Source organism: Bacteroides faecis MAJ27, from assembly GCF_900106755.1.
Taxonomy (GTDB): domain Bacteria; phylum Bacteroidota; class Bacteroidia; order Bacteroidales; family Bacteroidaceae; genus Bacteroides; species Bacteroides faecis.
This window is the reverse complement of the sequence record NZ_FNNN01000026.1, coordinates 37,704-51,898: the sequence shown is the minus strand read 5'-3', so window position 1 is coordinate 51,898 and position 14,195 is coordinate 37,704. Positions and strand designations below refer to the sequence as shown.

10 protein-coding genes and 2 riboswitches are annotated in these 14,195 nt (G+C 43.5%); of the genes, 6 read left to right on the top strand and 4 right to left on the bottom strand.

What is annotated here, in order from left to right; genetic code table 11:
* Positions 1–48 precede the first annotated feature (48 nt).
* A riboswitch (cobalamin riboswitch) is annotated at positions 49–260 on the bottom strand.
* A 50-nt stretch (positions 261–310) separates the two neighbouring features.
* The 4 genes from BLW31_RS19005 to BLW31_RS24535 all read right to left on the bottom strand — a co-directional run bounded on the left by BLW31_RS19005 (position 311) and on the right by BLW31_RS24535 (position 3,453).
* Positions 311–1,072 (bottom strand): ABC transporter ATP-binding protein, encoded by a 762-nt coding sequence (locus BLW31_RS19005; RefSeq protein ID WP_010539330.1) that lies wholly within the window; start codon positions 1,070–1,072, stop codon positions 311–313.
* Entirely contained in the window at positions 1,069–2,085 is a 1,017-nt protein-coding gene (locus tag BLW31_RS19000) for a FecCD family ABC transporter permease (protein WP_010539329.1), read from the bottom strand. Before BLW31_RS19000 ends, BLW31_RS19005 begins: the two co-directional genes overlap by 4 nt.
* Complete coding sequence (locus BLW31_RS18995; protein ID WP_010539328.1) at positions 2,082–3,218, bottom strand: ABC transporter substrate-binding protein; 1,137 nt, start codon at positions 3,216–3,218, stop codon at positions 2,082–2,084. The genes BLW31_RS19000 and BLW31_RS18995 overlap by 4 nt, the downstream gene beginning before the upstream one ends.
* 97 nt (positions 3,219–3,315) lie before the next feature.
* On the bottom strand, positions 3,316–3,453 hold the full coding sequence (locus tag BLW31_RS24535) for a hypothetical protein (protein WP_153880773.1): 138 nt from the start codon (positions 3,451–3,453) through the stop codon (positions 3,316–3,318).
* A 474-nt stretch (positions 3,454–3,927) separates the two neighbouring features.
* A riboswitch (cobalamin riboswitch) is annotated at positions 3,928–4,122 on the top strand.
* A 145-nt stretch (positions 4,123–4,267) separates the two neighbouring features.
* On the opposite strand from BLW31_RS24535, the gene BLW31_RS18990 reads away from it, so the two are divergent.
* From BLW31_RS18990 to BLW31_RS18965, 6 genes are all read left to right on the top strand, one after another.
* Positions 4,268–5,245 carry a DUF4465 domain-containing protein gene (locus BLW31_RS18990; RefSeq protein WP_010539327.1) on the top strand — a complete coding sequence of 326 codons (978 nt, stop codon included), beginning with the start codon at positions 4,268–4,270 and terminating at the stop codon, positions 5,243–5,245.
* 27 nt (positions 5,246–5,272) lie between these two features.
* Positions 5,273–7,042 (top strand): PKD-like domain-containing protein, encoded by a 1,770-nt coding sequence (locus tag BLW31_RS18985; RefSeq protein ID WP_022301996.1) that lies wholly within the window; start codon positions 5,273–5,275, stop codon positions 7,040–7,042.
* Between the two features lie 2 nt (positions 7,043–7,044).
* Positions 7,045–9,252 (top strand): DUF4971 domain-containing protein, encoded by a 2,208-nt coding sequence (locus BLW31_RS18980; RefSeq protein WP_010539325.1) that lies wholly within the window; start codon positions 7,045–7,047, stop codon positions 9,250–9,252.
* A gap of 132 nt (positions 9,253–9,384) precedes the next feature.
* Positions 9,385–10,446, top strand: coding sequence for a DUF5074 domain-containing protein (locus tag BLW31_RS18975; protein WP_022301994.1), 1,062 nt, complete (start codon positions 9,385–9,387; stop codon positions 10,444–10,446).
* A 57-nt stretch (positions 10,447–10,503) separates the two neighbouring features.
* Positions 10,504–12,540 (top strand): TonB-dependent receptor plug domain-containing protein, encoded by a 2,037-nt coding sequence (locus tag BLW31_RS18970; RefSeq protein WP_074759643.1) that lies wholly within the window; start codon positions 10,504–10,506, stop codon positions 12,538–12,540.
* Positions 12,541–12,674: 134 nt separating this feature from the next.
* Positions 12,675–14,186, top strand: a complete 1,512-nt coding sequence (locus BLW31_RS18965) for a cobyric acid synthase (protein ID WP_010539322.1) — start codon at positions 12,675–12,677, stop codon at positions 14,184–14,186.
* Positions 14,187–14,195 lie beyond the last annotated feature (9 nt).

Below are 14,195 nucleotides of genomic sequence, written 5' to 3'. Positions count from 1 at the left end.
CGGTTTGTTTACATTATTACTGTCTTTCTATCCCACGAGTAAAAACAGTTGTCAAGATACTGAATGGCAGGTCTTCTGACTGACTTCCTCCCTGATGCCTTCCCAACTTGGCATTATCATAACAAGTCAGTGGCTAAAGTAATTATCAAGAAGTTGAACGAAGCTTCACAGCAGCGGGACTGTCCGGGATTTCCACCCGGTTCCCTTTTAATTCAGACAGTTGATATGGCTATCTGAAACCAATTCACGGGCAAAGATAAGGAATTTATGGAGAAACCAGATGGATAGCATGTATTTATTTCATGTGGGGTCATTCCTGTTTGATACGCACCCGCATTTCTTTTGCGTCAAACGTAATTGATTCGTTACGGAATAGTCTTTCTATGTGGCCGCTGGCTATCATTTCAGAGGTGGAAAGGGTATATAATTGCGGATTATCAATTAGCATGATAGAGTCGCAAAGTGATAGGGCGATATCGAGGTCGTGTGTGGAGAACAGGATGCATTTGCCTTCTTCCTGTGCCAGTCTTTTCAGGAGCAGGCAGAGTTCGTAGCGGTTGGGCAGGTCCAGAAAAGCGGTTGGTTCGTCAAGCAGGATGACGGGGGTATCCTGTGCGAGGGCACGCGCTATCATGATTCGTTGGCACTCGCCGTCGGACATTTTATCCATTGTCTTTTCTGCGTAGTCGGTCATGCCGACCAGTCGCATGGCATTGTCCACCCGGCTTTGGTCTTCCGGTTGTAACTGTCCGATCCAGTTGGTGTAGGGGGCACGGCCCAATGCTACTACGTCTTTGCAACGCAGATTGGCGATGCGTACTTTATCGGTGGTTACAAAGCTGATGTTTCGTGCCAGCTTTTCCGGTTTCAAGGAGGTTATATTCTTTCCTTGCAGGATGATTTCTCCCGATTGAGGCTTTTCCAGTCCCATCATGGCACGGAGCAGGGTGCTCTTTCCTGTTCCGTTGCGTCCCAGCAGTGCAGCGAGTTGTCCGCCTGTGATCCGGGCGTTTACCGTTTTCAACAGCGTACGCTGTCCGTATCCTAGTGTCAGTTCTTTAAGCTCGATCATTTGATTATACGCAAGTTTTTAGCTATTACCCATAAAATAACCGGAACACCCAGCAGGGCAGTGATACAGTTGACCGGAAGCAGAAACTTCTTGGCGATGATGTCGCAGAGAAGCATACTGATGAATCCGGTCAGCATGGTGCCGGGGACGAGTATTCGGTGGTCGGCATTGTTAAACAGTAACCGGGTGACGTGCGGAACAGCCAGTCCGATGAAACCGACAGGGCCACAGAAGGCGGTGACCGTTCCTGTGAGCAGTGCGGTGGATATGAAAATAAAGGTACGCGAGCGCTTGATATTCATTCCCATGGTCTGCGCATAGTTCTCGCCGAGTAACAGCAGATTTAGTGGTTTGATGCAGGCTACGGAAATCAGCAGCCCCAGGCACAGCATCGGAATCATAATTCCTAGTTGAGTGGCTGTAATGTGGCTTAATGATCCCATTGACCAGAGCGTGAACATTTTCAGTTGTTCGGCAGAACTCAGGTATTGCAGTATCTGGATGATGGCACCTGCCACATATCCGATCATGACCCCCATAATCAGTACACCGAGAATATTTTTTACTTTCCGGCTGACAATGGCTACTCCCAATAAAATGGCAGCTGTTCCTACCCAGCCCGAGCCGACGATACCCAGCGATTGAAGGACCGGAAACTCCGTCCATCCGAGCAGCGGAGCTCCTAGTATAAAGAGTGCTACTCCCAATCCTGCACCGGAGCTAACTCCCAGCAGGTAAGGGTCCGCCAATGGATTCTGGAATACCGTTTGCATCTGCAGACCGCTAACGGAGAGCGCCACACCTATCAGTGCCGCTACCACTACCCGTATAAACCGGATGGAAAGGAGAATGTTGCGTGTCATTTCGTCGCATTCGCCTCCGGTGAGTACAGCCCATACTTTAGAGATGGGGATATACGTATCTCCGGTTGCCATATCTATCAGTAATAATAGTACGGCAACCATACTTAGCGTAATGAATAAGAGGGCGGTACGTTTGTGGGGCTGTTTCATTCCAGATGCCTGTAGTAATAGAGTGAGTCGGATACAAGTTCAGGGTGGAAAATATGAATCAGATCGCGCAGTACTATGTCGGGACGTACTACTGCCGATTCCCAGTACTCGTTACCACCGGTAGCGGTCAGTCGCAGATTGTTGTTGTATGCAGTCTTTTCGCGAACGGATTTCGCATCAGTGAATTTAGGATTGACGGCTTTCAGTTCATCCAGTGTAGAAGCCATGCCGACATTAATCCAGTAGTCAGCTTTTTGTATCAGTCCGTAGGCAGTTTCCAGTCCGATGGGGGCGGAGCTGTTGGAAGTGTTCTCCTTATATATATAGTCTGCTCCCGCGTCGTTTACCAGTTGTGCCATATAGCTTTTGGTGGAAGGCATTATCCAGCTATCGTTCCAGGGGGTATTGAACATTACGGTAGGGCGCTGCTCTACCGATGCCGTAAGGTCTTTCAATGTCTGATAGCGTTTCGGAATTTCGCTGAATATTTCGATTCCTTTTTCACGGCTGTCCGTCAGTTCGGACAGAGCAACCATCCATTCGGCTTTGCCGAGCGGTGATTCTTCCAGATATTCGCCTACATACATATAAGGTATAGAGAGTTCTTTCAGTTTGTCCGTTACAGCGGTTTGTGCGTCTCCGATGCCGTATAGCAATACAACGTCGGGTTTCAGGCCCAGCAATAGTTCATAATTCATTTCCGGACCCATGTCTTTAATGGAGTCTTTGTGCGCAATGATATACGGATTGGATACGTAGTCGATGCCCGATACGGCTACAATTCGGTCTGCCTGTCCCAGCGCGTCGAGCATGGCGATGTAGGAAGAAGACATACATACAATCTGTTTTGCTCCGGCAGGAATGGTGGGACCTGTGAATCCGGCGGGTGCCTGTTCGCCATTTCGTGATATGAAGTAAGACATTTCTACATCTTTGGCTCCCTGCCACGGGTTGAATACTTGTATCAGGGTGCTTTGAACGTTGTCTGCACCCAATATTTTAAATCCGGAAGCATATTCCGGTGTATATATATCCTGATTGAATGCTTCGAGAGAAGTCTTCTTGTTTGATACGCAACTTACCAGTAATAGCAAGGAAGCCAGTATGAAAGCGGAGATGGATTGTTTTATCATTTTGTTTACATTTAGTTGTAACTGTCTTGTGAACATGTGATGCAAATATATTAATTGTTTTCTAATATGTCATTATTAAGTCTCTATTAAATTAGTTTTAGGCTTCCTCTCCAAGTGAATTAAACATAGGTTTTGCTCCCATGCTCTCACTTTCTGCCTGTATCGCTTTGTTCATCGGCGTTTCAGCTATGGTAGCAACTGTGGTGGCAGAGTGGGAGCAAGCTGTTGCTCTCACTCTGCATCGCCTTGCAATATGTGCTTTTCTTAATGTTATTGTTTGATTTGCAGGGTGTTAACGCCTGTTGTGTCAGTTATTAATGATTGACATGTCAGTCGTTAATAGTTGAGAAATCAGGTGTTAATAGCTGATGACTCATGTATTCTTGACTGAAAAATGATTTAGTACTTACTGAAAGAACAGGTTAAGCGAAATTGTAGCTATGGTCAAGTTAATCAAATGGATAGGTGTTTCAGAAAGTTTCAAGCGCTTGAAACACTTTGTTTCACCGTATGAAACACTTTGTTTCATTACTTGGAACACATTGTTTCAAGGCATGAAACAAAGTGTTTCAACGGTTGGAACTGATCTTGGAACTATTCTTCATTCATCATTTCAATAGTTCTTCATTCAAACTGGCGTTCAGTCGAAAAAATGGAAGATTAAGGCGTTAAATAAACGGCAAAAAAGATAAAACATAAAAAAAAGATTTATCTTTGCAAATGTAATGGTTCCTGAAAAGATTATTTCGTTCAGGATGAAAAGGGAATCCGGTGAGAATCCGGAACAGTACCCGCTGCTGTAAGTCCCCCTTAATGATTATCGTATTTTTGCCACTGGTGTAGACACTGGGAAGGCGCGATAATTGGGACGAGTCAGAAGACCTGCCATAACTAGGATAGATTTACACCTGCGGGATTGAGATCAGGTTGTGGTCAGATACGAAGTCATTCATATTTGGTACCTCATATAGCCCCGTTTGTGTAACTCTTACACAAACGGGATTTTTTTTTGTGAGAGTTAACATATTATTCATTTAAATGAATGAGTTATGAAAAAGAATTTGAATTTCTTGATGGGTGCTGTCTTATTGATGGCAACAGTGTTGTTTGCCAGTTGTAATGCAGAAGATGATTTTCTCGTATCCCCGGTGGATTCTACAGGTGCTGTAACACGTTCGGTTACTACCGATCCGTATGTTATTGATTTTGCTAATGTACCCGCAGCTTATACCGCTTCGGATAAATACGGTGCTAATCTTTATACCGGAGGTGCGGGGCAAATCACTGAAGGCTACAAGGTACAATTAGGCAACAGTGGAACGTATGTACAGTTTCCTGTTAATTATCTCGAACAAGAATGGGGAGAAGAACCCCGCCCGTGGCAATATGACTATTGGAATGGCGGCTTGGCTGTTTCGGATTATACGGATATTACTGACGGTACCTATTTGAATCAGTGTAGCGTATATAACGGAGGAATAGCTGGTGTAGATAATGATAAGTTCGTTGTAGCCTACGGATATAGCGATTTTTACAATGATCCGCTTTCTACCTATGACAAATGCGCAAAGATCTATCTGACAGATGCTACCGGCTATACAGTTGTGGAAGAAGGAACACCGGTTGAGGGAACAGTAAAAACAGGAACTTTCAACAGTGTATATGTCTGCAATACGACTTATTCGCAAATTGTCATGCGGGATGGTAATTCATTTACTACTGGTGGCAAATCACTCGAAGAGCAGGAAGGTTGGTTCAAGGTTGAATTCATCGGCTTCGCATCGTCCGATACTTCTGTGGCTCCTACGGGTAAAGTCACTTATTATCTTGCCAATTTCGATAAGAGTAAAGAAGAAGAGTCAGGCTTACACGGCGAAATTCGGACCGGCTGGAATCAGGTTGACCTGACAGATCTCGGAACGGGTGTTCATATGGTTGTCGTTAATTTTGTCGGTAGTGACAAGAGTGATTACGGATTGAACACACCGGCATACTGTGCGTTAGATAACCTTTCCATTTCATTGTAATTTTGAAATCTTTAAATAAAATCAGTTGTGAGAAAGTATTTATTGCTCCCTCTATTATTAGCGCTTGTCATTTCTTGTAATAAAGACGATGTTATAACGCAGGAAAATGAAAATCCTCTTATTGAGCTCGACAGCGAAACGGGTGTTTACGTTGTTAAGGTGGGAAAAGAAGTCAAGGTAAATCCTACTTATTCAAATGTTGACTTTGCGGTTTATTCATGGAAGTATAACGGTCGGATTATTTCGGATAGCCCTTCATTGACTTATACTTTCAATCAATCTGGTTCATATTATGTGACTATCCGGGTGGATACCCCCAAAGGTAGTTCCGAAGAAGAAATCCGTATGGAAGTGAATGAACTCGCTCCGCCGGTTATCTCATTAGTTGTTCCGACCGGTGGGCTGAATGTGCTTGCCGGCCGCGAACACAAAATAACACCGGACATTCAGAATGCGGAAGGAGCGATATTCCGGTGGACTCTGAACGGGAAAGAAGTAGGTACAACTGCCGAATATACTTTCAACGAGCAGGAGTTAGGCTCCTATAAACTAGTACTTTATGCGAAAAATGAAGATGGCGATACTTCGAAAGAAGTAGTGGTCAATGTAGTAGACAAATTATCGGCTGATGCAACCATTGTTGCTCCGTCATTTTATACAGAAAACCTCGTAAAAACAGTTGCTTTGGGGCGTACTCTTTATCTCCGACCGTATGTTAACATATCGTCTGTCGCCAATTATCAATGGAGTCTGGATGGAGAACCTATCAGTGGAGCCAATTCACTGATGTATGCATATACACCCGAAGCGAAGGGAGAACATACGCTGACCTTTGCTCTTTCTTACGGAAACAGTGCTGCTCAGAAACGGATCACACGCAACATTAGCGTGACAGGTACGGATAAAATATCGTTGGATATTCCGGTTGCATGCATTGATGCATCCGAAAAGCGTCCTTACACGGAAGGTTGTTCGTTGAATAGTAATAAGGTATATGAATTTATACCGGCACCCGGACAATTCGTGAATGAGACGAATACAGCCGGATATACCGGGACGGAATCTACACAGGAGGCAGCTATCGCCTATGCGGAAAATAGACTGGCAACCACTTCCTATGTTTCACTCGGTGGCTGGGGAGGTTATATTGTCGTAGGTTTCGACCATAGCATCGAAAATAAGGGCGGCTATGACTTTTCTATCATAGGCAACGCATTTGAAGGATCGTCCGAGCCGGGTATCGTATGGGTGATGCAGGATGTAAACGGAAACCAACTGCCTGATGACGAATGGTACGAACTGAAAGGTTCTGAATATGGAAAGAACGGTACTATTCAGGATTATGCAGTGACTTATTATCGTCCCGGTGGTGCAAAAATGGCAACTCAGTGGGCTGATAACCAGGGAAATGTAGGAGAGGTAGATTACCTCGGGGGATATCATCCTCAGGCTTACTATTATCCGCTCTGGATTAAGGAAGATTCTTATACATTGTATGGAACGCGGTTAAAATCTAAAACCGTAGAGTCTCGACCGGGATTCTGGGAAAATCGGTCGTTCGAATGGGGATATGCTGACAATGTAGGCGATGATATGCCTTCGAAAGACAATCCCAATGCCTCGTCTATCAGTAATTATTTCAAGATATCGGATGCTGTAAATTTGGATGGATCATCGGCGAATCTTACGCATATTGATTTCATCAAAGTGCAGACCGGCGTCAATGCTAAAGCGGGATGGCTGGGTGAGAACTCAACAGAAGTTTACGGATTTACAGATGAAAATAATAAGAAATAGAAATGAAACAATTATTCAAGATATTGATGATGGCGGTTTTTGCTACGGCATTTATCGCTTGTAACGACGATGACGGCGTCTCTTTTGTCGGCAAAGATAATTATATCGTCGCATTTTCACTTACAGTAGACGGGGTGACATACGATGCTTCTATTACCGAAGGTAAAATCAAGGTAAGCATACCTTATAATGTATCTCTCGAAAATGCGAAAGCATCGTATACGTTGAGTGAGAATGCCCGAATCAACCCCGATCCGGCAGAAATCACCGCATGGGACGAAGAATGGCAGTTTATAGCTACGGCGGATAACAAAGAAAACCGTGTTTATCATTATACCTATGAGTATAGCGATATTTCCAAGAGCGGAAATGTCGTGTTAGAGACACAGGCTGACGTTGATAAATTCAAAGCCACACAGATCAATAGCATCGACGGTAACCTGACAATTGGTACGGATAACGGTGACGGTATTGAAAATCTTGATGGGCTCTCCAACCTGGAGAGTGTAACCAACTCTATCATTATCAAATCATCTTATAAGGGACAAAATTTGGAAGGATTAGCCTCGCTCAAACATGCAGGCAGTATAAAGCTCGGTACTCTTTATAAAATGTCGGACAATGAAACGCTTGAGGATATTGCATTACCGGCATTGGAGGAAATTACCGGTGACTTGATTTTGCGTAATGCCCTGGTTAAAAATATCAATCTGCCATTATTGGCATCAGTCGGAGAAACATTTAATATCACGACAGATAACCTTACCTCTGTCAATGTCAATATGCTCTCCTTCATAGGTGATGATCTTACGCTAATCGGTTCGACTACTGCTACGGAAAGTTCCGATATCGAATCAATCGTTTTCCCCCAGCTCAAAAAAGTGGGTGGAAACATGACAATACAGTACCAGAAAAGCATGACATCTATTTATTATCCTGTGTTGGAGGAAATCGATGGAATGACAACTCTTGATCAATGTTCTCAGATGCCGGGGCTTGTATTTCCGGAATTGGTTCGTTCCGGTGGTTTCACATTTACTCAATGCTCGGCTTTGTCGGATATTCAGGCTCCTGAAATGCTAAAGAGCGGGGAAATCTATATCCGAAATTGCAGCAACGTTAACAACATTGATTTTTCAAAAATGACAGAAGTCGATGGAGATTTATATTTAAACAGTGGAACAATAAAAGATCTGACAGGCTTTGCTGCTTTAGAGACAGTCAATGGAGTGTTTACTTTGACGGGGGTGAAGAACGTCTCCGATTTTTCTTGCCTTTCTCATCTGAAAAATGTAAAAGGATTAAGCTTAGGGGGTGTCGGGATTACGGAACTTGATCTAAGAGGAATTGACTTTAATGGAGGAGAACTTCGGCTCACATGTGAAAAATTAGCCACTGTGAAAGCGGACGATACATTCAATGGTAGCATTTATATTAGACCGGATAATACCTCGCGAATTACTTCTTTTGCTTTTGAGGGCTTTTCTGTAATCAATGGTAATTTCGAATCGGGGAATTTTAATTATGTCACAGCATTCACATTGCCGATGAAAATCATAAAAGGAGATGCGATTATTGCAATTAGTGGGGTGACAGCTGCTCCAGTTAAAGACATTGATATCCCAAATTTGACAGAAGTCGGGGGGAGTCTTGCTATTCAGCAAATACCTAAGGCGGCTGCCAAGTGTTCTTTTGGTAGTCTTATGAAGGTTGGCAAGTCTCTGAATATGAAGGTCACGTCTTTAAGATGTGGTGTAGAAATGCCTAAGTTGCAATCTATCGGGGAAGCCTTCACTTCAGAAGAAAATAAGGTGTCGACATGGCAGATTAGTGATGAGGAAGAATTTAACTATCCGGAACTGACTATTATCAATGGTAGCTTGACTATTAATACTGGTGCGAAAACTGATTTTAAGATAGAAAAATTTTCGTTTCCTAAGTTGAGGGCGATTGAGGGTGGACTGACAATATCACCGACGCGAATTACAGATGCGTATCGAAATGAGGCGCTCACCACACTTGAATTCCCATCATTGGAAAGCGTCGAAAGCATCAAAATAGTAAATCAGAATGCCTTAAAGAATTTTAGTACGTTTGCGCCGTTATTTACCAAAAATATTCTTACGGAGACTTCGCAATGGAGCGTGTCTACATGTGGCTATAACCCTACTTATGCAGATATGAAAGCGGGGAAGTATGAAGAACCATAATAGTCGCTGATCGAAAAGAGAATGGAGTGCCCGATTATAAACGGACACTCTTTCTTGCGTTTAATGGTATCCTCATCAAGTCCGTAGCGCGATTGTAGTAACAAATGAATTTATATATTATAGGAGGTAACAATGAATCGAATTTCAAAATTGCTCGTTTTTCTTGTTTTGATAGCCTTTACCGGTTGCATGGAATGGGATTACGGTAAAATGGAAGACTTCTCCGCAACAGGGGAAGGGCTTTTTATTACAAACGAAGGTAATTTCCAGTATGGGAATGCTACTTTATCCTATTATGACCCGGAAACGAAAACTGTGGAGAATGAGATTTTCTACCGGGCTAATGCCATGAAGCTGGGTGATGTAGCCCAATCGATGACAATCCGCAACGGCGTTGGCTGGGTGGTGGTCAATAATTCTCACGTCATTTACGCTATCAATATTAATACATTTAAAGAGGTAGGACGTATAACGGGGCTGACTTCTCCACGTTATATCCATTTCCTCTCGGACGAGAAAGCCTATGTCACGCAGATATGGGATAACCGCATTTTTATAGTCAATCCCAAGACTTATCAGATTACCGGATATATTGATTGTCCCGACATGACTACAGAGTCCGGATCGACGGAGCAAATGGTGCAATATGGTAAGTACGTGTTTGTGAATTGCTGGTCGTATCAGAACCGTATCCTGAAGATAGATACAGAAACGGATAAGGTGGTGGATCAACTGACTGTGGGGATACAACCTACATCATTGGTACTGGACAAAAATAATAAGATGTGGACAATAACCGATGGGGGCTATGAAGGCAGCCCGTATGGCTATGAAGCTCCGTCGCTTTATCGGATCGATGCCGAGACGTTCCAGGTTGAGAAACAGTTTAAATTTAAACTTGGCGACTGGCCTTCCGAAGTGCAACTGAACCGGGAAGGTGATATGCTTTATTGGATCAATAAAGATATATGGCAGATGTCTGTCGATGCTGACCGTGTCCCCGTGCGTCCATTTCTTAAGTATAGTAATACGATATATTATGGGTTGACGGTCGATCCGAAAAATGGTGACGTATATGTGGCAGATGCCATTGATTATCAGCAAGACGGCATTGTATATCGTTATACGAAGGAAGGAAAATTAATAGACCAATTCTATGTAGGGATTATTCCCGGAGCATTTTGTTGGAAATAACCAAAAGGGAAATATATGGGAAAAAAGACGAAATGGATCATTTTTACTATAGCTGTCATGTGGGGCATACCTACTGTTCTCCGGTCGCAGCAAACGGAAAATAAGCAAAATTGGGCGGAAAGAGGAATACGGCTTCGTGAAGTTGAAATCAAGGCCAAGCGCCCAATGAAAGATATCGGCGTGCAGAAAACAGTGTTTGACTCACTTGTCCTGAAAGAAAATATAGCTTTGTCGATGGCTGATGTGCTCACATTCAACTCTTCTATCTTTGTGAAGAATTACGGACGCGCTACGCTCTCGACTGTTTCTTTTCGTGGAACATCGGCTTCACATACGCAGGTGACATGGAATGGAATGAGAATAAATAGCCCGATGCTGGGTATGACCGACTTTTCCACAATTCCATCTTACTTCATAGACGATGCTTCTCTGTTGCATGGCACTTCATCTGTCAATATGGTGGGCGGTGGTTTAGGTGGTTTGGTACAACTTTCTACTATACCTGCCGATCAACAAGGATTTGGTATGCAATATGTTCAGGGAGTTGGTTCCTATCGGACGTTTGACGAGTTTCTACGTCTGACGTATGGAGACAAGCATTGGCAGGTATCGACCCGTGCGGTCTATCAGTCTTCACCTAATGATTTTAAGTTCCGCAACCGCGATAAGAAAGAGAATATCTATGATGATAATTATACGATTATTTCACAATATTATCCGGTCGAACGTAATAATAATGCGTCATTTAAGGACTTACATCTTTTGCAAGAGGCGTACTACAACACAGGTAAGGGTGACCGTTTCGGACTGAATGCATGGTATATTAACTCTAACCGGGAATTGGGACGGTTGACGAGCGACCAGAGTGACGGAACTCGTTTTGAGAATCGTCAGCGGGAGCATACATTGCGCAGTGTTCTGTCGTGGGATCATACACGCGAAAACTGGAAGTTGGGGACGAAAGCCGGTTATATCTATACATGGATGGCGTATGATTATAAAAATGATAAAGGGAATGGAGATATGGCTTCCATGACCCGTTCGAGAAGTAAAATCAATACTCTTTACGGGCAAGTGGATGGCGAGTATTTTTTAACGGAAAAGTTACTTTTTACCGCCGGGCTGTCGGCACATCAGCATTTTGTGAAAAGTTCGGATAAAAATATCATTACCCTGGTTGGCAATCGGGCGGTGGTCGGTTATGATAAGGCACGTGTAGAACTTTCCGGTACTGTATCGGCAAAATGGCGTCCGATAGAACGCTTGGGGATGTCAGTGGTATTGAGGGAAGAAATGTACGGTGATAATTGGTCGCCGATTATTCCTGCTTTTTTCGTCGATTATGTTCTGTCGAAAAAAGGGAATATAACAGCTAAAGCCTCCATAACACGCAATTATCGTTTTCCTACGTTAAACGACCTTTATTTCCTGCCGGGAGGGAATACGGATTTAAAGCGTGAGAGCGGGTTTACTTATGAAGCCGGATTGTCATTTGCTGTGGGTAAGGATAATGTTTACACCTTGTCCGGTTCAGCTTCGTGGTTTGATCAACATGTCAATGACTGGATTATTTGGTTACCCAATTTTAAAGGGTATTATTCTCCTCTTAATATCAAAGAAGTGCACGCTTATGGTATAGAAACGGAGGCGGATCTCGCATTACGGTTGGCTAAGAACTGGAAATTGGGAGTACATTCTACTTTTGCCTGGACCCCTTCGATTAATGAAGGTGAACCGATGAGTTCGGCTGATCAGTCATTGGGAAAGCAGCTGCCGTATGTACCGGAATATTCGGCTACGTTGTCAGGCAGACTGTCTTATCGTAGTTGGAGCTTGTTGTATAAGTGGTGCTATTATAGTGAACGCTATACCATGACAAGTAATAAAAAAACATTGACGGGGCATCTCCCTCATTACCTGATGAGCAATGTGACTCTTGAGAAAGGATTTTCACTCCGTTGGGCGGATTTGTCATTGAAAGGAACAGTCAATAACTTGTTTAACGAAGAATATCTCTCGGTATTGTCTCGTCCGATGCCGGGAATTAACTTTGAATTCTTTATTGGCATCACGCCTAAATGGGGAAAGAAGTAAGTGTATTTGATAATGCTGTTTTCTTATTAGATACAAAATATTAAAAGATTATACTGGAATTAAAATCTCTATTGTTTTGTGGTATCTTTGTAATATCCTCAAAACGATAGAGATTTATTTTTAGATATGTAGAGATGGAAAAGAAGAAACTCAACTCTTTTATGCTTGCCGGAACAGGGAGCGATGTAGGTAAAAGTGTATTGGCTGCGGCTTTTTGCCGCATTCTGAAACAAGACGGTTATACTCCTGCACCGTTCAAGGCGCAGAATATGGCATTGAATTCCTACGTTACTCCGGAAGGACTGGAAATAGGGCGGGCGCAAGCCGTACAGGCGGAAGCAGCCGGACTGTCGTGTCATGTAGATATGAATCCGCTGTTATTGAAACCCAGTACGGAACAGACAGCCCAGGTTGTGCTGTGCGGTAAACCGGTTGGTGACCGGAGCGCATATGAGTTTTTCCAGAAGGAGGGACGCAAGGAACTGCGTAAAGTGGTGAATGACGCGTATGACCGATTGGCGAACCAATACAATCCTATTGTCATGGAGGGTGCCGGAAGTATTTCAGAAATCAATCTTCGGGATTGTGATCTGGTCAATATGCCAATGGCGATGCATGCAGGGGCAGACGTCTTTTTGGTAGCCGACATTGATCGTGGAGGTGTTTTTGCCAGTGTTTATGGTTCTATCCTGTTGCAGACTCCCGAAGAACGTTCACTGATTAAAGGGATTATCATTAATAAATTCAGAGGAGATATCCGCTTATTTGAAGAAGGTATCCGGATGATAGAAGACCTTTGTAAGGTTCCTGTGTTAGGAGTAGTCCCTTACTACAGAGGAATCTATATCGAAGAAGAAGATTCCGTCATGCTTGAGAGTAAGAATAGGGAAGCGGCAGCCGGTAAAATTAATGTTGCCGTCATCTTGTTAAGACATCTGTCCAACTTTACAGATTTCAATGTGCTGGAACGGGACGAACGGGTACATTTGTATTATACTAATAATGTAGATGACATCACGAAAGCGGATATCATCTTATTGCCCGGAAGTAAAAATACATTGGATGACCTTTATGAATTACGTCGGAATGGCGTGGCACAGGCTATCTTGAAAGCGTCGCAGGAAGGAGCGACGGTTATGGGGATTTGCGGAGGCTATCAGATGATGGGATTGGAAGTGCGTGATCCGGAAGGAGTGGAAGGAAATGTCAGAATGCTGCCGGGACTGGGGCTGCTTCCTGTGATTACCACTATGCAGGGAGATAAAGTAACCCGGCAGGTGGAATTTACTTTTGACGGGACAGAAGCTCTTTGCAAAGGCTATGAAATACATATGGGGAGGACTGTGCCTGCTGAAGGTTCTCCACCATCACCATTCAATCAATTGGCAGATGGACGCGAGGATGGTTATCAGGATAAACAGAAGAAATGTTTGGGGACTTACATTCATGGAATATTGGATAATCAGCCATTTATTGATTTTCTGCTTGCTCCCTATATCGGTAAACTGGGGCAACAGACATTTGACTATACGGCGTTTAAGGAAGAGCAGTATGATAAATTGGCAGAACATGTGAGAAAGCATATTAATATGCCGTTGCTTTATGATATATTAGAAAAAAGTCGTATGTTTGCTACAGAACCATAAAACAAAATG

Bases quoted from the DNA above. Each gene is read 5' to 3' on its own strand.
- BLW31_RS19005 (WP_010539330.1), bottom strand. From the start codon at position 1,072: ATGATCGAGCTTAAAGAACTGACACTAGGATACGGACAGCGTACGCTG.
- BLW31_RS19000 (WP_010539329.1), bottom strand. From the start codon at position 2,085: ATGAAACAGCCCCACAAACGTACCGCCCTCTTATTCATTACGCTAAGT.
- BLW31_RS18995 (WP_010539328.1), bottom strand. From the start codon at position 3,218: ATGATAAAACAATCCATCTCCGCTTTCATACTGGCTTCCTTGCTATTA.
- BLW31_RS18990 (WP_010539327.1), top strand. From the start codon at position 4,268: ATGAAAAAGAATTTGAATTTCTTGATGGGTGCTGTCTTATTGATGGCA.
- BLW31_RS18980 (WP_010539325.1), top strand. From the start codon at position 7,045: ATGAAACAATTATTCAAGATATTGATGATGGCGGTTTTTGCTACGGCA.
- BLW31_RS18975 (WP_022301994.1), top strand. From the start codon at position 9,385: ATGAATCGAATTTCAAAATTGCTCGTTTTTCTTGTTTTGATAGCCTTT.
- BLW31_RS18970 (WP_074759643.1), top strand. From the start codon at position 10,504: ATGTGGGGCATACCTACTGTTCTCCGGTCGCAGCAAACGGAAAATAAG.
- BLW31_RS18965 (WP_010539322.1), top strand. From the start codon at position 12,675: ATGGAAAAGAAGAAACTCAACTCTTTTATGCTTGCCGGAACAGGGAGC.